We start from the raw sequence: 23,172 nt of genomic DNA, 5'->3' as shown, positions 1-23,172 counted from the left end.
GAAGACTACGATGCAGAAAGCGGTGGTAAATAACTGCAAGTGACTAATAGTATGCATTGCCAGTGAAAAAAAGGCTCGGCCGGTGTGTCTGGAGGCACAGCTAGGCAATCAAGGACGAAAGATGCTTGGATATCACCGAGCGATGTAACAGCGCCGCGAAGAGCGACATACACTGACAAACCGTATAAAGACAGGTGCTATAACTCATGAGCGCGACAATTACGTATCGGCGCTCCGAACGGAGGAGAGGGGTAAACCACCGCGCCCGTTCGACGCGCCAAGCGGGAAGTCAAGGGCGCAGCCTGGGTGTCAGCTAGAGGGCGACTGGAACGGGATGAGTCCGTTGGATAGTCTGGCTGTGCGTGTGCGTCTCATCACGACATACGTGCCCTACCGCATTGGCTCAGAAGCCATCTGACGAGAAGGGGTAAAACACTAGGCCGAGACAAGCGTTCGGCCTGGGAGTTGTTTTGCCCTACTCCAGAGCTTCTTATAAAAAATAATAGTATTTAAATCTTATATTCTATATAAGAATGCCCCACCTATTGCCTTGTGACAAGCCAATCTGCGACTTCGCACGCAGCGACACTTTCGAACCGAGAAGATTTAACGCATCTTGACTTCGAGATTCCAAGTAGTCGAATTTTTTCTTATACGCTTCGAAATGGCGCACCCGCGTCTTCCACGCAAAAACTCTTTACGTACTAACCAGGACGCCGTACCGGCGCATGCAGCCGTGCTTACATCGGTAGCGCCACCGCCGCCGCATTGCGGCGTTCTAACGACTTTCGCAGCGTCAGCCTGTGGCTATCACCCCTACTTTTACCTTACGGGGTGCGCATGCGTTCCCTGGAGAGTTACACAAAAAAGCACGGTGTAGTCGTGCGTACGGCAGGCGCTGTGCAGAGGATAATCCGGCGTAATGGATGGACGTGCCGAACTGTGGCTGGACCAGGTTACTGCTTTAACTTCTCCGCTTTCGGCGTGCAATAAATTTGTCCGATAGAGTATCTTCACGCAGGTGATGAGGGGCATCCGGCCACAGCATTTCCTGCGAAAACACTGGCGCCTCAACGACATCCTCGCACGGTAACATTTGCAGGTAGACGTCGAAACGATGCTCTTTGCCGTTGTTGTAGTTCACCCGGTAATGCATGCCCGGGTCAAGCACCTCGAGCGCAGGGCGATACATACCGTCGCGGTGACTTGGAGTGAAGGCTTGCTCGACGAGGCGCGATAGTTCCTGGCAGATGAGCTTGGTTGCGCAATGCGCGACAAACACCAAACGGTACTCGCCACCAGCGCGGTACAACACATAGGCTTCCCGGAGCGTGCGCATCAGGTGTACAAACTGGTCGCGGCCAGAACGCATCTCGCGCGGGTCCACGCCGGCCTTTCTGGCGCGTTCACGTTCTTTGGATTCCATTCGGTGCTGTGTCATGTCGCTCCATGCGTTGCGCCGTGACAGCTCGACCTCGTGCCACACGACGACCATTTGGTATTGGTCAAATGTCAGTGCGTCCGGCACATGGTGCCCCTTAAAACGTTCATCGACCAAAGTCGTCGAAACTGCGCCTGGCTCACGCTGGATGGCGAGCTCACCGAAGCTGTTGACGCCGTCGCGCTTCCTTGCTGCAATTACGATATTTGCGACCCACTCGCGGTGGTTCGCTTTAAGCATGTCACCGGTTAGCAAAGCACGCCCGCTCGTGGCTGCCGAAAATAATGCGCCGCGCTCGTTGATATGCACTGCACCTGCACGGGTCAGCACGTAGTAAACATGCTGAGTGCCAGGCTTGCGCCGCGATTCGATGAGCTTGCGCTCGATGCATGCTTTGAGTGTACGCTTTGCAGCGGCATGTGCAGCGACCGTACTCCGCCCCGAGAACAGTGCTTTGCCGATGGTCTGCGCGCGAAGGGTACCGAAGTCGGCTAGTAGCTCCAAGGTCGCAAGAATGTAGGCGTCTTGGGCGACCGTGGCGTCGCACTTGAGGGTGCGCACTTTGTCGGGCGTGACATATCGAGGGCGAACTTTTGCCCCTGCGTTTTGTTGTTGTTTTTGTGTCATCCGAAATGCTCGTGGGTGGTTTTATACGTATAGCAACCCACTCCGGACCCCACTTTGCATTTGCAGAAAAAACTGGGGTGGGTTCTTACATTGAATCAGGGGCCACCACCCTCTCGCTGCGCTCGCCCGCTAGGGCGGAACGGGTAGTTGCGGGCTAGGGCCCGCTCCCCTACAGTGGGCCGACTCCGGCGCTGGCGCGCCTGCGGGGACCCCACTCCCCCCCCTGTTTTAACCGGTCGCTGCGCGCCCGTCCAAAACAGGGGCTCCGCCATCTACGCGCACGCGCATAGACGCTACGGTCTTCGCCCCTCCCCTTCCCCACCCGCCGCTGCGCAGCGGTCGTGGCCCCGCGGGTTGGGGCTCGACGGTGCCCGGGGTCCCCGCAGGCGCTTCTTCTAAACGGGAAAGAGGAGTCGGCGGGCTTTGCCCCCACCCGGCGGTTCGCTTCGAGTCAGGGCGGGCATTCGCCCGTCCCTTCCTCTGCGCTCTCCGTCGCGGGCGGCCCCCCCGCGCAAAACGCCGGCCTGGGGGCCGTCATTCGGCTCGGTCTCAGCGCACTACGAACGGCCCTGTTGGGCCGTTCTTCGCTTGTTCGACGCGTCGCCTCACTCGTTTTGTCGGCCATCGCCTACGGCGAGCGCCGCCCCCCTTCGGGGGCTTCTTTATGGGTCGGGCTGGACACCCGACCCGCATGAGTCACTTCGTCTAGCGTCGACGTTTCCGAGCGTTTTAAGGTACCGCGAACGTCGAGCGTTCCCCTATGGCAGCAACCCTTTTCTCTCGACCGAAGGCGCCGCATCGTACTGCTCCCGTCATTGTGATTGCGCACAGACGCATGCCCTGGTACTTCTCGCAGAAGTATCTACCCCTACAGCATGCGGTTCCGGGTAAGAGGCAAGCGCGCAGCACCGTAACTATGAGCGGCTTGCAGGACCATTCAACGACGTCGCGTGCTGCGCCATTCAAGTGGGCTGTTTGCGGTTGCTATAAGAAGTACCGCTTGCAGTAACAAACGGCGCTGTGAGAAGTACAACCGAAATCTACTGAATGGAGTTCTCGAATGTCCCTGCTAAAAGCCCCACGTAAAAAAACAATGCGCGAGTACTGTCTGAAGCCACCGGCCAAAGACAAGACGACCGCCTTTATTTGCTACCAGTACTATGACCGCACACAAAAAAAGACCCTCGCCCCCCGCTACGCGAGCTTCAACCTAGCGACCAACCCTGACGCCCCTAAAATCAACATTACCGAAAAGGGAGCGGCAGTGGGTTACACGGTATCCCCCGAACACCTCGCCGAGGTCAAGAAGTGGCTGAAGAAGAATGGGACCTACGGGCGCCCGAAGGTACCGTCTCGCGTACTCGCGAGGGTCCGTGCCGAGGTCGAAGAGAAGGTCCGTGCCGAGCTTGGAGCCCCGGCCCTTACTCGGGTGGCGACACCGGCAAAGGGCCCTGCAGTATATTCGGTCGGCGAAAAAATCCGTGCTCTATGCGCGGCAACCGATGACCTTCTCAAGCATGTCACAACGCACGCAGCTCCAAAAGAGAGTCTCACTGGCTTGGCCCCTGAGGATTTGTTCGCCCTGCGACTGCACTTAAATTTCGGCGAGCGGGCTCTTCGCTACGCGTTGCGTAGCGCGGGCGTGACTGCCACCGACTTCGCCCCGGTCGTGCTCGTTGCCGAAGCCGCAGAGGCCCTCCGCCGCTATTACATCACAGCAGCTGATGTCGAAGCCGCGCGTCAAGCGGAGGCCAAGTCTAAGGCTACAAAGGAAGAGAAGAAGCGCAAGGCCGAGGTAGAAAAGAATGACGCTCAACGCAAGCCCACAGTTCTCACTACGTCAGCCTTACCTTGAAGCTGACGAAGCGGTCAAACGGTTCAAGGTGGCAACTGAAGAGGTTCGGGTCACCAAGAAGCAGAACGCTGGGCTCTCGATTGCGTTGGGGGACTGGGGGCATCGAGGAGAGAGTTCGGCTACGATAGAACCAAGCTGACTAATAGAACCCTGCCATGGACGACAAAAAGAAACCCCGGTTGAAGCCGATTTCTCATGAACGGGCGGAGGAAATTGGGCTCGACTACTTGTACGAAGCGATGCGCCCAAGCATCGAAAAGGATAGGAGTTTGCTCCGGCTGTTACCGCCGGAATTCGTTGAGCGGGTTCTCGAGAACGAGACAACGGTCAGCGTTTCAAACCAGGGCCAAGTCACCATTCCGGCCGACATTCGTCGCAAGGATGAACCTTCGGCCTGGTGACGAGGTCAGATTTACCCTGCTGGGAGATAGCAAAGTACTGCTGGAGCCAGTGCCGCGCGAACGCAGCGCCAAGATGTCCGGCGACGCCAGCCAACAAAGCGAAGAGCCGTAGCTTCTTCGGACGGCTAGTGTGCACAGACAGCAGCCCCGGAACGGCTGCTGTTTTTTCGCTCAAACAGGTAACGCGAAGACTCACAAAGTCGATATTCCTCCTGACTTTTCACGTGAAAAGTTTAAGTGCGGGCAAACTAGACAGGCGCCGTTGGGAGAGTTAGCGTGGCAAACTAGGCCGCCCATCTGTGTACTAGCTCATACTTGACCTGACACAGCGTGTCTGACAGCGACCGGCAACATGTGCCCGAAGCTGACGCTTGATGTTTCGGGACTCAAAACAGCGGACTAATAACGCGGGGCTTTCGACGACTTCTTCTGCTCCTGAATGGCAGCGTCATATCGCTCAAGGTCGTTATACCAGACCCGCTGGTATGCAATATTGCGTTGTTTGAGGTAAGCGTCGATGTCTTCGGAGAGCTTGTTGGCGAGATTCAAGCCATTTATGCTATCCCATATCTCTGGGTCAATTAGGTCCGGGTAGATGTAATCCAGATGGAATATCTCCTTGCCATAAATATTTCGGAAAGGCTCTAACCACGGGTGTATAACTCTCTCTTCAACGTGGAGCATGTCGTGTACCTCCCAGACGTGTAGCATGTGATACGGCTCTGGAACCCCGGCGTCAAAGAGAGAGCGTTCCCTGTCGATGGGATTGCGCGAGTGTCCAATTTTCACTAAATACGGGCTGTCTTGCATCATTGCCATGTAGACAAATTGTCCGCTTCCGATATTCATAGCCCACCTGGTCCTTTTTACGTTGAGAGTACCAAAAACATAGACTTGCAATGAATGTCCGCTCTAGCCGGTACCCGTCTCGCAGCACTGGTACCGGTCTCGCAGCACTCTAACTCATCTGTCAGTGTGTGGCAGGTCAAGTCTGAACTAGTACAAATGAGTTTTCCTCAAGCCATCTTGCGTCCGTCACTGGCTTTGCCGCGGCGGCTCAGTCCCCCTCGATTTTTGGCTTTCTCGATAACAGTACGATACCTGTTGAACGACACGGCTAGTCCCCGGCTTGACGCGAGCGCCTCGGTCGCGTTGAGCTTTTCTTCGATACTATCAAGCTTCTCCTGAAAAACGGCTAGGTCTGCCATTGCCCGCTTCTCCTCCTTCTTTGGCAGGTTCAATTGCAGTCGGCCCGTACACTCTGCACGCAGTTCGTGGAACCCGTCGCGCTGCGGATAGAGATTTTCGAGTTCACGTATCACGTCTCCATCGGTCCGTTGCTTTCCCGTTATTGGAGAGTTTTTATATTCTTCTGCTCTCTTCTTGAACTCATGCAGTTGGAGCATAAATTCCCTGTCCTTGCATTTTGATGCATGGGCGTACCCCTCGCGCTCTGAATATGTCCTATAAACATTGTCCGCAAGAACTGCTTGCAGGTCACTCTCGGCAGCATGTTCAGCAAGCTTCGCCAGCATGGTTGTGATGACCCACGCGCGGCGACGGCTTTCAGTCGATGATTCCGTTTCAACATCGGGATATGCTGTTTTTGCGTATTTTTTAATCAGGGACAGCATTTCCGACATAGTTTCGATGGCTTGATTGTCAATCATGATTTTTTCCTTTTGTTTGGTATGGGCACGGAGAAACTTGGCTCGACGTGCCGGTATGAAATGCAAAACGCCCCTGCTGGGGCGTTTGTAGATAGTTTGCTCCGTATGGCATAAGCGAACAGTCGATAGCTGTGCTTCGGAGCGTCTAACTGGCGCTGAACTGCAGCCAGCTGCGTTGATTCTTTGGTATTGAAAACAAACCGAACCGGGGCCTGTGCCTGGCGGTCTGTTTCGTGTTCTGGGATTTGTCTAGCGCCGAGAATGGGCGCCGAAGCTTGGCGATTCAGCTTGTCGCGTTGCTTCTTTTGAATTGTTAAAGCACAAAAGTTAGTACCACCAGCCTGCGTTTTGAGGACTGGTTCGACGTTTGTGCTTTACAAGAAGCTGATGAGATGACCCAAGGATATCAGGCTCAAGCATGCCTGTAAATGCTTTTCAGAAATTTTTCTACTTTGCAATTTCATTGCTTTAAAATCAATAAAGCTTGGCGAGCCTCATGCCACCCAACCTGCTGAGCAAGCATAGGCAGCGACACGGCAACTTGGAATGACAGGACGTCTCCCTGCCGACGCAGCGCGCAAGAATTCTTTCTCAAGCCAGAACTATTTTTAAGCAAGTTTTCATTCTATGTGTATTTTTAGGAGAAATCTTGCTATAATTCGGCCATGCAGAGCTACGGTCTTGCACTTGCAAGTGCCGGTGGTCCCAAAAACTATTCACTTAAAGAGAAATTGCGATGGATGAATATTGGTCACCTTCTGAACTCGGCCGCCATCTTATGAAGGTGCGTGAACGCAGTGGCATAAAGCAGGCCGACCTGGCGAAGCGGGTCTCGCTTAGTCCAGCCGTTCTTTCCCGCATCGAAAGCGGCGACCGCCCAGTCGCGGTCGAAGAAGTTCAAGACATCCTTGCCCAACTGGCTACGCCAGAAGCAGAGGACCTCTCAAAGGCACTGCGCCGGAATTGGCAAGTACTTCCTCGACCACCGTTGGACCACGCAGACCAAGACCTGCTGTGGGAAGCCGAGCAAGTCGCTCGGGAACTGGTGGCACTCCGTGACCAGCCAGACACTCCACACGCCTTCGAGCGCCGCCTTTCTGAGTACGTTGATGAACTGGGACGGGGTGCCGCGATGCTTCTTAAACGCGAGCATCAGATTGCCTTTATTGGCAGCATTGGAGTGGGAAAATCTACAGCTATCTGCAAGATGACGGGGCTGGAGGTGCCCAAGGACGACGGAACGCTGACGCCAGTTCTCGAGGTCGGCGGTGGAGGCATCACCGTATGTGAGGTACATCTACGCACCGGCCCAGAGTTCGGCCTCATTGTCGAGCCGAAGAGCGACGACGAGTTGCGATTAGATGTCCTAGACCTCGCGGACAGCATCCTAAAGGCGACACCGTCCCCCGAGAACGACGGGCCTAGCAGCCAGGAGGCGCAAGGCGTATCGAAGGAAGTTGCGCGAGCTCTGCGCAACATGTCCGGCTTGGCCATTCAACGGACGAAGGGCGCCGATGGCAAGCGCATTACCTTTGACCCGGCAAAGCAGTTAGCAGCAGAGTTCCCCACCCAACGTGAATTCGTTGTGGAAGTGCTGAGTAGGATGGACCTCCACCGCCGCGACAAACGAGACATCTGGTACGACAGCTCATCAGGGAAATCCCCCAAGGCATGGTTACGGGACATGTTCTCAGCTATCAACAACGGGAAGAGTTCTGACTTCACGTTACCCCGCCGTATCGAGGTCGTCATTCCAGACAAGCTTCTTCAGGTGGCCGACCTCACGGTACGGTTCATCGATACCAAGGGCATCGACCGGAACGCAGCGCGCGAAGACATCGAAACTCACTTTGACGATACCCACACGCTTGCCGTCCTTTGTTCACCTTTCAACAACGCGCCAGCTGCCGAGGCACGGTTGCTGCTCGAGCGGGCCAAGGATGCTGGCGTTCGAGCTCTGGACGTTAACACGGCACTTCTAGTGCTGCCTCGACCAAGTGAAGCGCTAGCGATGAAGGACGATGCTACGAGCATTCCTGTGGATAGCGTCCAGGAGGGCTACGAGCTGAAGGGCGAACAAATTGCACTGGCTTTGGACCCGCTTGGATTGCAGGACCTGGGAGTAGCGTTTTACAACGCGAATGAAGACCCGGCGACCGACGCTCAACAGTTCCTGCTCGAGCGTCTCAACCGCGCCCGAGCTTCGTTCCGAACTCGCCTCAGTGAAGCCACAACAGGAGCTCGCGCCCTCCTCCAAAACCACGGCGAAGAAAGGGTACTCGCCGTCTTGCGAGATGCAAGCGAGACATTGCGCACTTGGGCCTCGATGAACGCGGCCGTTCCCGCAGTGCAGGCACACGTTCAAGAAAGCCTGGTTGCTCAAATTCAGGTGGCGTATGCAAGTACCGTTCGAGCCGCGGTTCGCCGCGAAGGCGAGTGGCCACAACTGAGCTACTCGCACCATATCGGTTATGGTGCGCGACGTCTGGCCGTGATGGCTCTCGAAAAAGCGGTGAATGACTTCGCCGGCCACTGCAAAATTTTGGCATCAACGCCCCGCTACGCGGAGGCTACTGACCTGCTGACACAGGCGGTGAGGGTGCTCACCACGTCATACGAGGAACTCCTCCGCAAAGTTCAGCTTATGGGACAGACGGTATTCAAGGATGCACTCAAGGCCGACACTTCGTTCTGGCAAATCTGCGTGGAAGAATGGGGGCAAGGTTCCGGTTACAAGAGCCGTGTTGCTGCGCATAACAAGGACTGGTTCGACAACGAGGCTCGGAGGAAGCTCGAAGACGAGCTAAAGGCCCTCGTTGCGAGGGAGTGGACCCGCGCCCTCGCCAACGTGACGGAGCTGCTTGAACCGAACGCGTAACGGCAGCGGTAGTAGATTGCGCAGTTTTCACAGGTACGTAGTAGCCCGGGTCTGTCACTCAATGTTACCCGGGCCACCAAAAAACATTAAACAGTCAGTCGGGCTACCGCGCGGCGAGCTGGCGCTCGGTCATGTGCTAGCTCGGCCAGAGGTAGTCACGACAACGCCGCTGAACTCGCCATAGTACGCCAGCGCGTCGCCCAAAAGTTCTACCCGACAGGCATCGCTAATCAGCAGAAGTCCGCGGTCGTACAAGTTGTGCAGGTCCCGTCGGAGCAGAATACCGTCGGCGGCGCTATTATGACCTTGACGCCAGTTGCGGCCCAGTAAGTGCGCAGCTTCCAGGGCCTCGGGAACAGCACATCCGCTAATGGCACAGCGTCCATCATAAGCTCGGAACACTGCGTCTCGAAAGGGCCCCTGGTCCGGACGTATCTGCACTTGTGCAAAGCGTGCCGCGCGCTGGTCAAGGTCTCCGGTGGGCCCAGAAGGGTCCGCGCCTGACGCGGCCGGTGCAGGCATCGGTGAAGGCAGTGCACTGTCGCCGCTTGAAGCCCAGCGGGCGTAGCAGCGCTCGCGCTCCAATTCATCGTCATCAATGTGAAACTCGTCGAAGAACCCCTGGGAGCAACGGTGCGTATCCTTATCGACAATGAGCGCTGTGATGATGGGCTCACCAGCATCCTTGCAGTCGCGACCAAGGCGACTCATTGCGTTTCGCAGAGGGTAAAACGTCAGCGCAAAGCGGTTCATGACGTCCGAGTAGGTCACAGTCCCTCCTGCAACGCACACGTCAATTAGCCAGGTGCGAATCGCAGGAATCTTCTCCTTGTAAGAATCGGTGGACAGCCCTGACCGCTGTGCATCGCCCACAGGGAACACACCTTCGCCGGACGAGGTCCGGTGAGACTGCGCGTGCTGTGCTAGGGCTTGGATGGGCACCAAATCACCGACGATACCGATGATGTCCCCGTTCCGCGTTCGTTCAAGTCGGGAGAGCGCAAACACGGCATCGTCTCGGTATGCACCGATTTCGCGCGGGCGGGCATGTTTGTCCTTTGCCGTCGCAATGACGGTATACCCGACGATGCCACCATTCCATAACGCCTTGAGCTGTACGATGCGCTCGTCTAGGCCGTACGAGTCACGTTCGTCGGCATCGGCCATATCCAGAACCCTTAACGTCCGCTCCCTGAATAACAGTTCGTCGTCCCACGTGCGCAGCAATATAGCATCCCCACTTCGCGCCCCCCCAGGAACAACGAATGTTCCGAAAGGGAAACCCTAAATCCGAGAAAAACTGGCTGATTACCTTCTTCATCGCATCCTTCCTTTTTTGATTTTCATCGCCTTGAAAAGGGCAACCCAAGTGAACTGCTGACGCCAGCGTCACCTCGCGAGTGGTCAAGGTGCAGTGGCTCCTTGCAGTGCCTCCACTACGAACTGGACCTAACACTTAACGTGTGGCACTATATTCAACAGCAGCCGCTTCGCCGGCTCGCCCGCCTACAAGGCGAAGCCGTTCGCGGCAGCGAGTTCAAAATGAGTCTTGGTTCGACCTTTCCAGGTCACCGCGACTCGATGTGTGGGCGCATCGATTCAAAGTGACCGCTGGAACTGTCAACCATGTCTATTCGTACACCTGCTCAAATCGAACAACTAAAGCGCGCAGCCAAGAAGCTGACCCGCACTTCGTCTCTCACGCATGCCGAAGCTTTGGACCGTCTCGCAGTTGAGAACGGCTTCAAGAATTGGTCGCTGCTAACAAAGCACAGCAACCGCTCAACTTCGGCGCACTCTGTACCCTCAGTGCCCGCTCTTTCCGTGGCGGCCGCAAAGCTGTCGAGGTCCAGGCGCTACTACCTTCATGGTGACCAGTGCGAGGACGACGCCGAGAAGTTCTACTGCGCCCAATGCGACCTCTTTACGGAAGCGAATCACTTCTTCTCGCAGCATCCTGTGGAGGAAACTCTTGAGCGCTGCCTCAATTCACTGGACCGCTGGGAACGACGCCCCCGCTCCGAGACAGCTACCCAGCGCCCCATTGGTGCGCGCAACATGCTCGAGCAACAAGCGCGCGCCAGTGCTGCTGACCAAGAAGCCGCAAGGGCGCCCTTTCATCGTTGGCTAGAACGGCAGAAGGCCCGGGACACTATTGTCGGTGATATCGCCAAAGACGTGATGAGCGACAAAAATTTTCCAGTCGCAGCCACGACTTACGCCGAAATGTTGAGCTACATGGAGAACGTATCTGCCTCCGATGCAGCCATCATTGCCCTAAAAGAGGCCTGGAAAAGGTTTAACGCTTCGGTCAAGCGTGCAGGGAACCACGCTATAAGGGAAGCCTAACCGTCAATGGCTGGGCTGGAGTGGTGAATGGGGTACCACGTGTTGAACCGTTCAACAGATACCAATTTTAGGTAAACTAATACCATTTTTTGGTATTTGTTGAACGGTTCAACACAGTCGATGAGCACTCTGAAATTCTTGCTAACCGAACGCCAGCAGCGCATCCTTGCCGCGGTCCTGCTGCGTCCCGAGAGAGACTTCTCCTTAGCGGAGCTGATAGACGCCGCCGGGGCTGGCGGACATGGTAGTACACAGAACTACGTGAAACTGCTGGTCGAGGCAGGCGTCATTGAGTCGTTTGAAGTCCGGCGCCGGCCACGCTATCGTGCGAATCCGAAACACCCTATCTACGCTGAGCTAACAAACATCTGTCGCAAGACTTTTGGGATTCGCGACGTGATAGCCGAAGCACTGCAAGATGTTGTTGAACCGTTCAACAAGACCACAGCGTTTATTTTCGGTTCAGTCGCTCGAGGCGAAGAGCGTCCGGACAGCGATATTGACGTCATGATTATCGGCGACGTCTGTGTAATGAAAATGCACGCCATGGCCGACGACCTAAAACAGCGTCTCGGCAGGTACGTCCACGTCAACGTTTACGACCCGGTCGAGTGGGCGCAGTTGGTCGCAAAAGACCCCATCGTTGCAGCTATCGCGACCGGTCCCCGGATTGACCTAATGTAGTGTTGCACGGTGCAACAGCTTGCCCGACCACGATTTCAAGGACCCTCCTTCTTAAGGCCGACATCTGCGAGTGTCAATCGGCCCCTCGAGCCTATGCGCTCAAGTAGGAGTTCAGCCAGCGGCTCGGCAATCAAGGACGTACCACATGGCGCACATTATATTACAAATTGTTACCAAATAATTCCCTAAAAAACTCCTTTTCTGGGGTTATCTGTAGTTGTGGTTGCTATAGGTAGTGTGCAGCACGGTGCTGCATGTTCGGCTAATAAGGAAACATCCCTATGAAATCAAACCACAATAATCTGGCGCCCGCTCGCGTTACCACTGACGAATTCAAATTCTTTTGCGACGCCCAAAACCTCCATTGGCTCATCACTTGGAAATGGCAGGGTCGTAACCGAGCAGGGGTATTGAAGGTCTATGACCGCGACGACAATTTGAAAGCCCGTGTCCTGTACGGTCGTAGTACGCAAATGTGGGGCCCCGCTGACCAAGGTCTCGACCGCGTGCGCACCGGTAGCCCCAAGCACTTCGCCGTGCTTGAAGCCCAAAAAATGCTGGAGTTGCCAAACAAGCCGCTTTCCAACATCAAGACCAACAAATCAGACTGTTGAGCCACCTACCTCGGCCCTGCCGGGGTTTATTATTGTGGACATGTCGACATCCACCGCTTTGAGTCAATACAAAATCGTCAGCGCCTTGGCGGCGACCGCCGCTGAAGTGTTCGGCTCGACCTCTGGCGAAGCCATCATCGCAGAGCAGGACCGCCTGGAATCGCTGCAAGCCGCGCTGGCCGCAATATTCGCGGATGCGGTACATCTGCACGGACTAGATGATGCCCGTGTCATGCGATACGCCGGGCGTGAGGTATGGATTCCACCTCACGGCGTTCGAAGACGAGCGGGAACTCTATGTCGCCGGGTACGACGTTAACCTCCGGCTTCGGTTTGTACAGCGAGAGTGCGACCTCGAGGTTTTGTGGGAAGCAAAATGAGAAAGCCCCTCCATTGAGGCTAATGCCGTTCAGTTAAGACTGAACGACATTAGACGTGACACAGGCATACGGCAAATTGCCCGCCTTGATGCAGCGCCTGTGCCAATACCTAGTCATTCTCCTGAACGAAGAACGGCGCGGTCGAAAAACAACCGGGCCGTGAAGGCCTCACTCCAGCGTTTTACCGGGTCCTGAATAAAGACCTTGACTGAACGGCACTACCCCGTAAGGCGCTTCGTTACCAGGTCGCTGGCTTGGCAATCGGGTTGCCGTTGACGTCAATTACGGGGTCTGGGAACTGTGAGCCATTGAGATGCGATTGACGGATGTGCCGCTGAAACGTGGCTACGTTCTTCAGCTTCTCCGATGCGCCCCTATTCGTAGACGGCGTCAGAAGGTAGACCGGAAGCTTACGCTCTTGAGCCACCATGCGAATAGGTTCCTCAAGGTCGGTGTCGTTTGAGATGACGATAGCGGCATCAAATCGTCCAGCCCAGGCGTCATTGAGCAAATGAACCGCCAGGTTCACATCCGAGCCCTTTTCTTCCATGGTAAAGACCTTCGCCTTCATCGCGTCGGGCAGTGCTGCGGCTTTCTTGTTGTCTTTCGTGCCGTAGTGTCCTAGCGTCAGGGTCTCTGCGTGACTCTTAGGCAAAGCCGCGTTGAGTCCTATCGATGCATCCCCCGAAGTGAGCGTTGCTGCAGCGCCCGCCATGTCCGTGATTAAGCGGTCTGCTGCGGGCAGAAGCATCACCGGGCACCACTTGGACTTCGCAAGGAAGGTCCCGTAATGGATTTGCACTTCTGGGATGGACTCAAGAGCTTTGAAGTAGAGCTGCTGCCTAGCAGGGGCACCTGGGTCACTAAGGCTAGAGACTCGTGCGGTGAAGTAGCGTACTTTTTCGACCGACGCCGCAGGAACGACTTGCTCAGCGAGAGTTTTTAAATCGAGCCACTTGGCGCCGGAGTTTTTGATTGCGTAGTACAGATTGAAGCCATCAACATACACGTACGTTCTCATTTTTTCCTTGGCCAGAAAGGCAAAAGCCACCTTGCGGTGGCTTCTGAGCTAACAGCACGCTGCTAGCGGATAAGTGAAGGGATTATAGACCGCATTAGAAATCAGCGCAAGTGTTAGTTGTAGTGAATACAACAACTGGCAACCTGGCTACAATTGCAGAACGCAAACAGTTTAAGGAGCAATCATCTGTACTAGCTGGCAAATGAGGAAAATTTAGCATCGAAATTTTCTGGATAGACGAAAAGCAACGTTTGCGAAGCTCAAAAGCGGTATGGCCCTACGACAACATGCATAAAAAAGGCACTGCTGAGTTATGCTGCCGAGATGCATGCGCATCGCACCACTGCTAGCTCTACAACATGGATTCGACAAATTTTCAGCGTCTGAGGGCCCGCTGGCCCCATCTATACCAACACGCAGCATTCGCAGAGCGCTACGCACATGCTGACCCTCACACAGCCGCGGTTAAGCTACGTTGTTTTGCAGAGGCCCTTGTAGGCGTTCTTTACCGGGACCTGAGGCTGCCTAGCGAGTCGTCCGACGGCTTCTTTCAGAAGCTCAAAGCCCCGTGTTTTCAGAACGCCGTTGGGGAAGCCATTGTGCAAAAGCTCCATGCATTGCGCATGCTCGGCAACAAAGCCGCTCACGGGTGTTCGATGGACGCCGAGACGTCCCTGGCTCTACTTGAGGAGGCATACCTCCTAGGGCAATGGCTATGCAAGACCTACAACGGGGATTCTCCTGAACCCTATCCCACCTATGTGCCGCCAGCCAAACCTTCCGGCCTTCCCACAGACCCGGCCGGGATAGCTGCGGTGCTCGCCGAGCAGTTGGCGGCGGCAAAAGATGAGTTGAGTCGCCTGGAGGCTTCTGAGAAGGCCGCTCAAACGCACGTAGCGGAACTTGGGCAAGCTCTCGACGAGGCTAGACTCTGGAACTTCAAGAACGCTTCCGAGAACGTTGCGAAAATAATCGACTTCAAGTCCGAAAACACACGCAAGTTGGTAAGCATCCACGACGCCTTCGTTGGATACTCCTTAACGGATGGTCAGACGGAACTCGTCAATAGCCTTGAACGGTTCCTCAACGGCAGAACGGACAACGTGTTCCTCTTGAAAGGTTACGCCGGTACAGGAAAAACCTTTATCACAAAAGGTCTGACCGAATATTTCCAAGCCATCGGCCGTAACTACGTCTTGGCTGCGCCAACGGGCAAGGCTTCGAAAGTAATTGCAAGCAAGACAAAGTCGCCTGCTTACACCATCCACAAGACCATTTACTCGTTCGACGAAATCGCTGAGTATCGAGATGATGACACCGACGGAACCGAGACCTTCAAGTTCTACGCCAAGCTAGCGGTGAACGGCCTTTCGGCCGACACGGTCTACATCGTGGACGAGGCCTCTATGATTTCCGACGTCTATCAGGAGGCAGAGTTTTTTCGCTTCGGGACAGGATACCTCCTTGCCGACTTCCTGAAGTTCGTGAACCTGGACCACAACGACCATAGCAAGAAGGTTATTTTTATTGGTGACGACGCCCAGCTGCCGCCTGTTGGCATGAATTTCTCGCCCGCCCTAGACCCAGGCTACCTGTTCCAAAAGCACAACGCCCGCTCTACGGCGTTCGAACTTTCCGAGGTTGTGCGTCAGAAATCAGAAAGCGGCGTCATCGCCAACGCAATTCCGCTCCGCACAGCATTGCGGGACAAGGTGTTCAACCGACTCACAATGGACTTCGGTCACTCCGACGTTCGAAAGGTCGAACATGCGGACCTGATTGACCGTTACCTTGAATCCTGCGGGAGTAAAATCAATGGGGAATCGATAATTATCGCCCATTCGAACTCTGACGTTGGAGATTACAACCGCCGAATCCGCGAGCACTTTTTTCCCGGTTGCCAGACAGTTGAGCCGGGAGACAAGGTGATGGCTGTCAGCAACAGCGATGCATACGGGATGTTCATATCCAATGGCGACTTCGGCCTGATACGGCAGGTGCTCTCTGACTCCGAACAACGCACCGTTATTCTGAAAAGGAAAGCCTGCGACACGGGAGAGCTTGAGGAAATACCGGTCTCCCTGCTCTTCAAGGACGTCGTTGTCGGCTTCAAGGACCTCGAAGGCACCGCGCATTTTTTCAAAGCCAAAATCATCGAGGACCTGCTGTACTCGAAAGAACCTTCCCTCTCCTCCGACCAAAACAAGGCCCTTTACCTCGATTTCCTCATCCGGAACAAGCATCTAAAAAAGCAGAGCACGGAGTTCAAGCACGCTCTGAAAACCGACCCCTATTTCAACGCGCTGAGACTCAAATTCGGCTACGCAATCACCTGCCACAAAGCTCAGGGCAGTGAGTGGAACAGTGTGTTCGTTAAGTGCAAGAGCCACCAGAGCCAGTTGACGGCTGAATACTTCCGCTGGCTCTACACTGCCATAACCCGCACTGGCAAGAACCTGTATTTGCTCGACCCGCCCAACATCCAGCCATGGAGCAAAATCGGGCTGGTCTCGGACCCTAGGCTGGACATTTTCGAAGCAGGGAAGCTTGAGGGAGCTCGTCCCACAATACCCGTTCAGCGACCGACTGCTCCTACTTCCACGTTAGATGATTTCGACACCTTTGGCATCCCCGAGAACGCAAAGGTCCTTCTGTCATTGCTTGCGGAGGTGCGCAAGCTAATTGACGGAACGGATATCGCCATCGAAGAGGTACTTCACAACCAGTGGCAGGAGTCCTACCACTTTAAACGCGGAGCGGAATTTGCTCGCGTGGACATCTCATACACAAGCAAGAACAAGGTTTCGACCATTGCCTCCCGCAGCCTCGAAGGCTTGGGCTCTGAGTTGGCGGACGTACTCTCCGTACTCAAAGGACGACCGCTTCTCGCAGGCGGAGGCTCGACGGTCGCAGCGGCATCATTCCCCAAGCAGTTCTTGAACGACTTCCATGAAAAGGTTCTTGGGCTATGCAGTGCACACGGTATCACGGTCCAGAACATTGTAGAGCAGCAATGGTCACAGCGCTACACCTTCGCTAAAGATAGCGCGGTCGCGGTCTATGACGTTTGGTACAACGGCAAAGACCAGTTTACCAAGTGTCAGCCAGTGGTGACCGCGTGCTCCCCAGGCGCCTTTGTCAGCGCGGTCGGTCAACTGCTCACGGAGGGTATGCAGGGGTGATTACGAGCAAGGAAGTATTCGCCAAACGGAAGGAAGGGGCCGTCGATGAGGCCTACCGTATGGCTTTAGAACTGATGGGCTCTCCGAACGCGAACGACTGGGACAGGAAGGCGTTTTGTTGGTGTCTGATAGACATCATCAAGCGGGACATTGGAAATGGGCACGATGCGAACTTGGCCCATTACCAGCTGCAGTTGGAAAACGTCGAGCTGGTCCCTTCGGACGAGGTACTCGCCAAGGGAATTCGTAACGCTCTTTCACTGTGTAACCCCGGCGGCCAGGAAATCAGCAAGGCAAAAGCGCTGAGCAAGGAAGGCCGACATGCGGAAGCCGCTGCCGCATACAGAAAAGCCTTCGGCGTTGGGCCTGGGAACAAGGAAGCTCAGACCGGATTTGGCTGGGAGTTGTTCAAGTACTCCAAACAGCTGGTAGCAGCCGAAAACGTTAACCTCGGAGCCATCAAGCGCAACCTAAACGACTATCTCAAGCTGGACGTCGAGAAGCCCTCCCTCCTGCACTCGTGCGTTCTTCAGCTTGCCGCCAAGTTGGCCGGCCAGGACAAGTTCAACATGCTTGTTTTCTCCCGTCTTTGGAATCTGGACAATTTACGACCGGAGGACTTCGAGCGCTACCGTGGCGAGGACGGCAAAGAGTACCCATCGCTAGCTGAAAAGGTCATCCAACAGGCCGGTAAAGAAGCAGCTGCTTCCGACAACGTACACGAGCAAAAGCACGTTCTGCCCCGTCTCGATGCGGCAATTGAGCGGTTCCCGGACAACATCTGGCTTAAGCTTGATAAGGCTAAGGTGCTCCTCGCCTTAGGATTGCACGACGAGGCCCTCGCCTTCGGACTCGCTGTCGCAAAGGCCAAATCGAATGACTATTGGGCTTGGGGCTTACTAGGTGACATCGTTTCCCGAACAGACGAGGACGCTGCATTGGCATGCTACTGCAAGGCACTTTCCTGTCCGGCTGAGGACAAGTTTACGGGCAAAATCAGGCTCAAAATGGCGCGGCGTATGCTGGAAAGCAATGACCTCTCCGCTGCCAAACTCGAAGTGGAAGTCGTCGTGCGTTCGAAGGAGAGCGAGGGATACAAAATTCCGGAAGAAGCTACACAAATCACCTCGATGCCTTGGTTCGCCGAAACCGTGGCAGCTTCCTCTAATCGTGGCTTCTATATGTCAAAGCTTCCTGCCGCAGAGGCCTTGTTGTTCGGGGCTCTACCTTGGATTGATGCGTGTGTCGGCGAAAAGTACGCCACTCCAGGGAAAGAAGACAAGCCTAGACGTAGGATATTCATTAAATCATCCTCTATCCCGATAGAAGCCAGCATTCCCGAATCAAAGCTCGGCCGGAGGAAAATGGCGCCAGGCGACACGATAAAGGTCAAGGGTGAGTTCGACGAGAATCAGCGCTTCAAGGTTTTCGTTCTCGAATCTAGGGAAGCTGCGTTGGACTGGGACGTGTTCCCCGAGTCAATCGGCGTTGTCGACCATATCAACCGCGAAAGGGGCGTCCTCCATTTTATTGTCGACCGCAAGATTGACGGAGTCGTCTCCCTCTCCGAACTAGGAGAAACGTTCGCTGAAGGGGACTCGATTGCTCTAACGCTTTCCAGTTACACGTCCAAACATGGCCTCGCATACCGAGTCCACCGAGCTACGATGTCGAGCAAACAACCCAGTTCGGCCATCAGAAGGCAGTTCAACGAGGAAGTTCGCGTTTCCAACGGCATGGGGTTCACTGAAAGCGACGTATTTGTTGCTCCCCCCATGGTTTCCAGACATCAACTGGAGGATGGAGACCGCGTATCTGGAACGGCAGTTTTGAGCTTCAACAAGAAGCGAGGCACTTGGGGATGGAAAGCAATATCCATCGAACAAGTGTGCGTGAGCAGCCCTACAACTTCAGGAGCAGCGGTGCTGCCATAATCATAGCCAACTGACCAACGCTACAAAGCAAACAGCCCAAGGTGTCGCCTGGGCTGTTACCTTCAAATCAGGACCACCTTCCGTGGCCGGCCGGGTCGTGCAGGACCCGCAGTTTTGTTGGCGACAATGGGTTTCGGCTTCGGTTGCAGGTGCTGAATTACTGCCGACTCGTCCCATAAGAGCTTTCGGCCGAGCTGCAGCGGTGGCGGCAGCAGGCCTTGGCTCATATACGTCGTTATCGTACGTACCGACACGCGCAGCAGACCTGCGACTTCGTCCTTGGTCAGGTATCTCAAAACAGGCTCCAGGGGTTGTTCTGAACCCGTGTAGCCCCACCCTTTATATTTTCTTCCTCATGTTGCCGACATCATTTTGTCCATAGCCGGATGCTGTGCCATTCGGTTACCGACGAGTTCCGCGTTCTCGTTTACGTAGTGTTTCTGGAGTGTGAGGATATCCTGATGGCCAGAAAATACGGCGATATCCTCTAAGGAGGCTCCCAGCCGGTCGCGCATTCGAGAGATACCTTCACGGCGCAGGTCGTGTAAGCGCAGCTTAGACAGTCCTGCTTTATCGGCGGCACGACGGAACGCTTGTGAGATTCCGCTTGGTGTAATCGGGAACAGCTTCCCTTCCGACTTCACACCGTACCGTTTCAGTACGTCCACGGCAGGCGGCAGCAAGGGAATTTCCCGGGCCACGACTTTTGTCTTGCGCTCGTGACCAGGCGCTTTCAATGTGACCACGTTACGCGTCAGGTCAATGTCTGACCATTCGAGAGAGCACATTTCCCCCCGCCGTAGCGTCGTCATAATCGCTAGGCCGATGTAGGCGCGCTGGGCCGGGTTGTCGACATGCCCGAGAAGCGCAGCCAAGCCTGTTTCGTTGACGCGCACAGTCCTCGGCTTGGACTGGTCAGGCAAATCGAACCGCATGATAGGCTGAGAAGCCAGCCACATCGCATGTGCCTCGAATAGGTCATGCGTGTGCAGGTAAGAAGTTAGGGCACGACGCATCAGAACAAGCTCATGCCGCATTGTCTGCGACGACGGCTTGACCAGTGGTAGCGGCTTCACTTTTTCTGCTTCGCCCGCTTTCTTCAGCGCATACCGTTCGTGCTTTGTGAGCTTCGGGTCAGAAGACCGGCCCGAGCCGAGCAATCCGTCTGTGCGGTCTGCCAACCACTTCGTCAGCACCGGTTTCTTCAGTTCACGAATCGTGAGGTGCCCGAACCACTCATCAAGGCGCTTGAGCCGGGACCTATCGGCAGCCGCACCGGCGAGAGCCGGCAGCACGTTCACCCTGTAATTGTCCAGGATGTCCTGGATGAACACGTGGTCAGGCGTAGTACCAGGCTCGAGGACGGGGGCAGGAGGGGCGACAGGCGCCTTAGCAGCAGCCTTCTGTTCCAAAAGCGCAACACGCTCACGACGGGCCCACATCAGGCCTTGTTCGTACTCGTCCAGGTCGAACGTGAGTTGGGATTTCTTGAGAGGATAGACCTCGACAGAGAACCGAACGGAGCCGCTGCGCAGCTCACATTGGATGTTTTTCTCGACTTTTCCGGTTTTGACTTTCATGGTAGCTCCAGGGGTTAGGAGCTACAGTTTTGCGATACGAGTTTATATTTCTCCCCAAACTCTCGGGGTATTCTCCCCAAACCCTTTTGACAATCAATATAAACTCTTGATTTAAAAGTGAAATTTGGTGCGGCTGGCTGGAATCGAACCAGCGACCCTTGGCTTCGGAGGCCAATACTCTATCCACTGAGCTACAGCCGCGCTGGAGGAAGCGATGCGAAGGATACAGTCTTTCCCGGGCGTCGTCTATGGCAACCGTCCGCTCCAGCGGGAAATTGCGTTTCCACCAAGTGTCTTTGGGTCTATAATCGCCCGGCGGCATTGCATATAAATAAGTATTCCACGTATTCCGCAGGGCAGAAGCAGGTTTTTTTAATTTGTATTAAGGAAATCATGAGCGACGCGCACAACGAACACCAATCCTTTATCCGGACTCCCAAGCAACTGATCATCGCAGTGGCTGGTTTTTTCCTGGTCATCGTCATCGGCATCATCCTGCTGGTGATCTTTGCCACCAACAAGCCCCTGGGTGGCGCCGGGTCCGAAAGCCAGAGTGCGCAAGCCGTCGCGACGCGCGTACGCCCGGTGGCCGAGGAAGGGTTTGCGTTCAAGGACGTGAACGCGCCCAAGATGCTGCAATCGGGCCAGGCCGTGTATAGCGCCACCTGCGTCGCCTGCCATGGCTCGGGCGCAGCAGGTGCGCCGAAGGCTGGTGACGCAAGTGCCTGGAGCGCCCGCATCGCCCAGGGCTACGACACCCTCGTCCAACACGCCGTGCAAGGCATCCGCGCCATGCCGGCCAAGGGCGGCAATCCCGATCTCGACGACATCGAAGTCGCCCGCGCCGTGGTCTATATGACCAACCAGTCGGGCGCCAAGTTCAAGGAGCCGGAAGCCCCGGCGGCAGGCGCCCAGGCGCCGGCCCAGGCCGCAGCCGCACCCGCCCCGGCCCTGCCGGCAGCGACGCCGGGCACGCCACCCACCGCGGGCGCGATCGCGACGCCGGCCGTGGCCGGCAACAGCGAAGCGGGCAAAACCCTGTTCAATACGGCCTGCACGGCCTGCCACACCGCCGGCATCGCCGGCGCGCCCAAGTTCGGCGACAAGGCCGCATGGGCGCCGCGCATCGCGCAAGGCACGAATACGCTGTACGAGCACGCCATCAAGGGCTTCCAGGGCAAGGCCGGTGTGATGCCGCCGAAAGGCGGTTCCACGGCGCCCGATGCCGACGTGAAAGCCGCGGTGGACTATATGGTCGCGGCCGCGAAATAAGCCGGAAAAACCGTCCTGCGGGACGGTTTTTTCATGAATGAGATAAGGAATGAACGTGTCACCGTCGTACACCCCCGTCATCCGCCTGTCCCTCGCTGCGGCACTGCTGACCACGGCCGGCGCTGCGGGCGCCGCCACGCTGTCGGTCGGTCCGGGCAAGACCTATGTCGCGCCGTGCGCGGCCATCGCCGCCGCCAGGGATGGCGACACCATCGAGATCGTCGGCGACTGGACGTACAGCGGCGACACCTGTGCGATCGCCCGCAGCAACCTGACCATCCGCGGCGTGCAGGGCCGGCCGGTCATCGACGCGGCCGGACGCCAGTTCGGCAACAAGGGCACCTGGGTCGTCACCGGCAGCAACATCACGGTCGAGAACGTGGAGATGCTGGGCTCGAAAGTCATGGACGGCAACGGCGCGGCGCTGCGGCTGGAAGGCACGAATTTCACGCTGCGCCAGGCTTTTATCCACGACAACGAAAACGGCATCCTGATGGGTGCGAACCGCAACAGCAACGTCGTGATCGAGCACAGCGAATTCGGCCACAACGGTCACGGCGACGGCCAGACGCACAACCTGTACATCGGCAACGCGAAGAGCCTGACCTTCCGCTACAACTATTCGCACGACGCCAACATCGGCCACAACCTCAAGTCGCGCGCGATGTTCAACATGATCGCGTACAACCGCTTCTCGAGCACGCCCCCGGGCCGGCCGGGCAGCACGGCGAGCGGCAAGCCGTCGTACGAAATCGACCTGCCGAACGCCGGCACGTCCTACATCATCGGCAACGTGATCGAGCAGCCGGCCATCAACGACAATCCGAACATCGTGGCGTATGGCGAAGAAGGAGCGACGAATCCCGGCCAGGATCTGTATGTCATCAATAACACCTTCCTGAACGACTTCAGCAGCGGCACGTTCCTGTTCATCAGCGGCAAGGTATCGACCCCTGCCCTAATCCAGAACAATGTCTTCGCCGGTCCCGGCACCGTGAGCACGCAGGGCAGCGCCGTGCAGAAAGACAACCGTCGCATGGACAAACCGGGCTTCATCGACCGTGCCGGCTTCACGCTGCGGCCCCTGGTCAACGAGGTCGTCCTGAAAGCGGGTCCGGCGGCGGATCCGTGGACGAGCGGCACCGGCCGCCGCTGACGCTTATACGCAACATTTCGCGGCCGTAAGCGTTTTTTCCGCTGACTTTTCTCAAAAAAGTGAAAACGGCCGCGTTGTGCCTAAACGCTAAGACCTCTTATAAATTTTTAACTATTGGTCTCTGGTTA

17 protein-coding genes and 1 tRNA gene are annotated in these 23,172 nt (G+C 56.0%); 10 read left to right on the top strand and 8 right to left on the bottom strand.

All coding sequences use genetic code 11. The annotated features are described in order from the left end of the window. Positions 1 to 964 precede the first annotated feature (964 nt). Positions 965 to 2,068 (bottom strand): hypothetical protein, encoded by a 1,104-nt coding sequence (locus tag ASD28_RS23355; protein ID WP_156650934.1) that lies wholly within the window; start codon positions 2,066 to 2,068, stop codon positions 965 to 967. A gap of 1,060 nt (positions 2,069 to 3,128) precedes the next feature. Between ASD28_RS23355 and ASD28_RS23350 the strand changes: the two genes are divergently transcribed. Together ASD28_RS23350 and ASD28_RS23345 are read left to right on the top strand one after the other, a co-directional pair. Beyond that, positions 3,129 to 3,923, top strand: coding sequence for a hypothetical protein (locus ASD28_RS23350; RefSeq protein WP_156650933.1), 795 nt, complete (start codon positions 3,129 to 3,131; stop codon positions 3,921 to 3,923). Positions 3,924 to 4,078: 155 nt separating this feature from the next. Further along, positions 4,079 to 4,324 carry a hypothetical protein gene (locus ASD28_RS23345; protein ID WP_056134105.1) on the top strand — a complete coding sequence of 82 codons (246 nt, stop codon included), beginning with the start codon at positions 4,079 to 4,081 and terminating at the stop codon, positions 4,322 to 4,324. Between the two features lie 399 nt (positions 4,325 to 4,723). Here the strand turns inward: ASD28_RS23345 and ASD28_RS23340 are convergent, their stop codons facing one another. Next, on the bottom strand, positions 4,724 to 5,173 hold the full coding sequence (locus ASD28_RS23340) for a GIY-YIG nuclease family protein (protein ID WP_056134103.1): 450 nt from the start codon (positions 5,171 to 5,173) through the stop codon (positions 4,724 to 4,726). Between the two features lie 167 nt (positions 5,174 to 5,340). Further along, positions 5,341 to 5,994 carry a hypothetical protein gene (locus ASD28_RS23335; protein ID WP_056134100.1) on the bottom strand — a complete coding sequence of 218 codons (654 nt, stop codon included), beginning with the start codon at positions 5,992 to 5,994 and terminating at the stop codon, positions 5,341 to 5,343. A 736-nt stretch (positions 5,995 to 6,730) separates the two neighbouring features. On the opposite strand from ASD28_RS23335, the gene ASD28_RS23330 reads away from it, so the two are divergent. Beyond that, complete coding sequence (locus tag ASD28_RS23330; protein WP_082579180.1) at positions 6,731 to 8,872, top strand: helix-turn-helix domain-containing protein; 2,142 nt, start codon at positions 6,731 to 6,733, stop codon at positions 8,870 to 8,872. A gap of 129 nt (positions 8,873 to 9,001) precedes the next feature. Here ASD28_RS23330 and ASD28_RS23325 read toward each other — a convergent pair whose 3' ends face one another. Beyond that, the gene (locus ASD28_RS23325; protein WP_056134094.1) at positions 9,002 to 10,099 is read right to left on the bottom strand and encodes an HNH endonuclease; all 1,098 of its coding nucleotides are present in this window, start codon (positions 10,097 to 10,099) and stop codon (positions 9,002 to 9,004) included. 399 nt (positions 10,100 to 10,498) lie between these two features. On the opposite strand from ASD28_RS23325, the gene ASD28_RS23320 reads away from it, so the two are divergent. The 3 genes from ASD28_RS23320 (at position 10,499) to ASD28_RS23310 (ending at position 12,519) form a co-directional block, all read left to right on the top strand. Continuing rightward, positions 10,499 to 11,221, top strand: a complete 723-nt coding sequence (locus ASD28_RS23320) for a YozE family protein (RefSeq protein WP_082579179.1) — start codon at positions 10,499 to 10,501, stop codon at positions 11,219 to 11,221. Positions 11,222 to 11,341: 120 nt separating this feature from the next. After that, positions 11,342 to 11,905 carry a nucleotidyltransferase family protein gene (locus ASD28_RS23315; RefSeq protein ID WP_056134088.1) on the top strand — a complete coding sequence of 188 codons (564 nt, stop codon included), beginning with the start codon at positions 11,342 to 11,344 and terminating at the stop codon, positions 11,903 to 11,905. A 281-nt stretch (positions 11,906 to 12,186) separates the two neighbouring features. Further along, a complete protein-coding gene (locus tag ASD28_RS23310) occupies positions 12,187 to 12,519 on the top strand; it encodes a hypothetical protein (protein ID WP_056134085.1) in 333 nt (110 codons plus the stop codon). A 618-nt stretch (positions 12,520 to 13,137) separates the two neighbouring features. Here ASD28_RS23310 and ASD28_RS23305 read toward each other — a convergent pair. After that, positions 13,138 to 13,950 (bottom strand): NYN domain-containing protein, encoded by an 813-nt coding sequence (locus tag ASD28_RS23305; protein WP_156650932.1) that lies wholly within the window; start codon positions 13,948 to 13,950, stop codon positions 13,138 to 13,140. 329 nt (positions 13,951 to 14,279) lie between these two features. Between ASD28_RS23305 and ASD28_RS23300 the strand changes: the two genes are divergently transcribed. Further along, positions 14,280 to 17,102: an ATP-dependent RecD-like DNA helicase gene (locus tag ASD28_RS23300; RefSeq protein WP_056134078.1), complete on the top strand. Its 2,823-nt coding sequence runs from the start codon at positions 14,280 to 14,282 to the stop codon at positions 17,100 to 17,102. Further along, positions 17,099 to 19,036: a M48 family metallopeptidase gene (locus ASD28_RS23295; RefSeq protein ID WP_056134075.1), complete on the top strand. Its 1,938-nt coding sequence runs from the start codon at positions 17,099 to 17,101 to the stop codon at positions 19,034 to 19,036. The genes ASD28_RS23300 and ASD28_RS23295 overlap by 4 nt, the downstream gene beginning before the upstream one ends. Before the next feature lie 62 nt (positions 19,037 to 19,098). Here ASD28_RS23295 and ASD28_RS33375 read toward each other — a convergent pair whose 3' ends face one another. The 3 genes from ASD28_RS33375 to ASD28_RS23285 form a co-directional block, all read right to left on the bottom strand. After that, positions 19,099 to 19,332 carry a helix-turn-helix domain-containing protein gene (locus tag ASD28_RS33375; RefSeq protein WP_162252955.1) on the bottom strand — a complete coding sequence of 78 codons (234 nt, stop codon included), beginning with the start codon at positions 19,330 to 19,332 and terminating at the stop codon, positions 19,099 to 19,101. A gap of 57 nt (positions 19,333 to 19,389) precedes the next feature. Beyond that, positions 19,390 to 20,616 carry a site-specific integrase gene (locus ASD28_RS23290; protein WP_056134072.1) on the bottom strand — a complete coding sequence of 409 codons (1,227 nt, stop codon included), beginning with the start codon at positions 20,614 to 20,616 and terminating at the stop codon, positions 19,390 to 19,392. Between the two features lie 125 nt (positions 20,617 to 20,741). Further along, positions 20,742 to 20,817: transfer RNA gene (locus ASD28_RS23285), tRNA-Arg, on the bottom strand. A 192-nt stretch (positions 20,818 to 21,009) separates the two neighbouring features. On the opposite strand from ASD28_RS23285, the gene ASD28_RS23280 reads away from it, so the two are divergent. Next, complete coding sequence (locus tag ASD28_RS23280; RefSeq protein ID WP_056134069.1) at positions 21,010 to 21,888, top strand: cytochrome c5 family protein; 879 nt, start codon at positions 21,010 to 21,012, stop codon at positions 21,886 to 21,888. Between the two features lie 49 nt (positions 21,889 to 21,937). Next, positions 21,938 to 23,044, top strand: a complete 1,107-nt coding sequence (locus ASD28_RS23275; protein WP_056134068.1) for a hypothetical protein — start codon at positions 21,938 to 21,940, stop codon at positions 23,042 to 23,044. The last annotated feature ends 128 nt before the right edge of the window (positions 23,045 to 23,172 follow it).

The sequence above is a fragment of the Massilia sp. Root133 genome, assembly GCF_001426525.1.
Taxonomy (GTDB): Bacteria; Pseudomonadota; Gammaproteobacteria; order Burkholderiales; family Burkholderiaceae_D; genus Telluria; species Telluria orientalis.
The sequence above is the reverse complement of the archived record's forward strand: the minus strand, read 5'-3'. Positions and strand labels throughout refer to the sequence as shown.

Coding starts and splice junctions, on each gene's coding strand:
- ASD28_RS23355 (WP_156650934.1), bottom strand. CDS start 2,068: ATGACACAAAAACAACAACAAAACGCAGGGGCAAAAGTTCGCCCTCGA.
- ASD28_RS23350 (WP_156650933.1), top strand. CDS start 3,129: ATGTCCCTGCTAAAAGCCCCACGTAAAAAAACAATGCGCGAGTACTGT.
- ASD28_RS23345 (WP_056134105.1), top strand. CDS start 4,079: ATGGACGACAAAAAGAAACCCCGGTTGAAGCCGATTTCTCATGAACGG.
- ASD28_RS23340 (WP_056134103.1), bottom strand. CDS start 5,173: ATGAATATCGGAAGCGGACAATTTGTCTACATGGCAATGATGCAAGAC.
- ASD28_RS23335 (WP_056134100.1), bottom strand. CDS start 5,994: ATGATTGACAATCAAGCCATCGAAACTATGTCGGAAATGCTGTCCCTG.
- ASD28_RS23330 (WP_082579180.1), top strand. CDS start 6,731: ATGGATGAATATTGGTCACCTTCTGAACTCGGCCGCCATCTTATGAAG.
- ASD28_RS23320 (WP_082579179.1), top strand. CDS start 10,499: ATGTCTATTCGTACACCTGCTCAAATCGAACAACTAAAGCGCGCAGCC.
- ASD28_RS23315 (WP_056134088.1), top strand. CDS start 11,342: ATGAGCACTCTGAAATTCTTGCTAACCGAACGCCAGCAGCGCATCCTT.
- ASD28_RS23310 (WP_056134085.1), top strand. CDS start 12,187: ATGAAATCAAACCACAATAATCTGGCGCCCGCTCGCGTTACCACTGAC.
- ASD28_RS23300 (WP_056134078.1), top strand. CDS start 14,280: ATGGATTCGACAAATTTTCAGCGTCTGAGGGCCCGCTGGCCCCATCTA.
- ASD28_RS23290 (WP_056134072.1), bottom strand. CDS start 20,616: ATGAAAGTCAAAACCGGAAAAGTCGAGAAAAACATCCAATGTGAGCTG.
- ASD28_RS23280 (WP_056134069.1), top strand. CDS start 21,010: ATGAGCGACGCGCACAACGAACACCAATCCTTTATCCGGACTCCCAAG.
- ASD28_RS23275 (WP_056134068.1), top strand. CDS start 21,938: ATGAACGTGTCACCGTCGTACACCCCCGTCATCCGCCTGTCCCTCGCT.